Annotated in this window: 3 protein-coding genes; 1 reads left to right on the top strand and 2 read right to left on the bottom strand. The window is 39.6% G+C overall.

Going from position 1 to position 1825, the window contains the following annotated elements:
• On the bottom strand, positions 1-386 hold a 386-nt coding region (locus tag AC1DDX_RS27065), incomplete at its 3' end, for an Arm DNA-binding domain-containing protein (RefSeq protein WP_477622991.1).
• Positions 387-549: 163 nt separating this feature from the next.
• On the bottom strand, positions 550-1407 hold the full coding sequence (locus tag AC1DDX_RS27060; RefSeq protein WP_337716248.1) for a sugar phosphate isomerase/epimerase family protein: 858 nt from the start codon (positions 1405-1407) through the stop codon (positions 550-552).
• 84 nt (positions 1408-1491) lie between these two features.
• On the opposite strand from AC1DDX_RS27060, the gene AC1DDX_RS27055 reads away from it, so the two are divergent.
• Positions 1492-1825: AraC family ligand binding domain-containing protein (locus tag AC1DDX_RS27055; protein WP_477622990.1), on the top strand; the 334-nt coding region annotated here is incomplete at its 3' end.

The raw sequence follows: 1825 nt of genomic DNA, 5'->3' as shown, positions 1-1825 counted from the left end.
CCATTGAACCGCCTAATCGTTCCAATACTCAACTCTTCTGATAGTGCCTTACTCCTATTCGACATGAACTCAAAAAAGTCAGCTGGAGGGCTCCCAATGATCCTGGACTTGATATCATAAGCAGTAATGAATTTGGATTTGGTTTCCATCTCCAGAGAGATAGCTTCTGCTTCTGCTTCTTTGGAAGAAATGAAACTGTTTATTTGAGTAGCATTCTTTGCACCTGGTTTTACTTTACCTGTTTTCTCATTCCAGTCTTTTGGATTGATGTAGACATCGAGAGCGATGTACTTTGATTTTCTGTTTTTGGTTAGACGTAGATAGATCGGCACCTGGCCGTTCTTATTGATTTTATCCAGTCTGGGATAGACTTTTACTGATGCCATAGATATACTTGAATTTTAATTCAAGTATAAAAATTTAGCTACTTATCTTGTTAAGGGTCATCTGCCTATAGGTTGACCAAAAGTCAACTTATTCAAGTATGGTACAGAGGTTGCACTAAAAAAGTCTACACGCTATTACCATGTAGACTTTTACTAATCAGTCTTATCCCATGCCGTCAAATTGGGCGATTGATGTATCAAAAGTAGACTTGGCCATTTCCTCCAACGGAAGTTTGCGAATAACTTCTGAAAGCACCTCTACCCCCCAAGGTCCTTTATATCCTTTGGATTGTATTGCTTTTATAAACCCGCGAATATCAAGGGTGCCTTGTCCAGGCAGTTTCCGTTTATGGATAGTGTCCTGCCAAAGCGGATCTATTGGATATCTATCCGCATCATCCAATTCTACTGCACCGATAAACTCCAATGGGATTTTTTCAATCTCACTAAAGGCTATACCGCCGCGACTCAAATGCCACACATCTAAAAGCAATCCACCATTAGGGTGGTTTGCACCCTGTACAATCTCAAGAGCTGTATCTATTGAGTTTACGTTACTAAATGGCATGATCTCCAATACAATAGTGGTACCTGCATCTGCCGCCTCCTGACTTATTTTAGCAAACTCCTCGGACATTAACGGGATATTGATATCGTCCCTAAAAAGACCCGGTGCAATCTTTATATTTCTTGCCCCCAAGGTTTCCGCCGCATGGAGAAGTTCCTGTCTCATTTTATCGGATGTTCTGCGGGCTTCCCCCGTTTCGAACCAATTGTCCAAAAACTCAAACTCCAAATGTTTGATACCGTTTGTTTCTAGGATAGTTTTCATTTCTGAAAAGCCAATCTTATCTATGGTAGCCATCAGATCAGCATGTACCAATCCTATTCCCTTGTAGCCAACTTTAGAAGCTGCTTCAACCCGGAACCTAAAATCAAACGGACTGATCTCAGTCGGACCAAAGGGATGTATGTCTCCAGCTATGGTAAAATAAGCTGCCAATAATTCTATCTCTTTCATTTCTATAAATTTTATAAAGCAAAGTTCCTTCTTGAAACCTGAAAATTAAGGTATATTTGTTTCAATTATCAGTATAATTAATAGATGAAAATCCTAAAACAGTTTGAGCCACTAAGTATTGAGCACGAGGAAAATTTAAGTGAAAGCTGTTCCCGCCATACGCATAACCATTTTGAAATCGTGTACATCAATAATGGAAAGGGCAGTCATTTATATAATGAGAACACATTGGCATATGAAAGTGGTGACCTGTTTTTAATCGCTCCGGGAGACGAGCATTTTTTTGAAATTAATGAGGTCACCACCTTTACCTATATCAAATTTAATGAAGCTTATTTTAATTCGAACAGACACCTTGCTCCCGACGAGTACTATTCCAGTACGCCAGAAGCCATAATGAAACTGCGCTTCCTAAAGG

It is taken from the genome of Pedobacter sp. 10L46_2 (genome assembly GCF_056395165.1).
The sequence above is the reverse complement of the archived record's forward strand: the minus strand, read 5'-3'. Positions and strand labels throughout refer to the sequence as shown.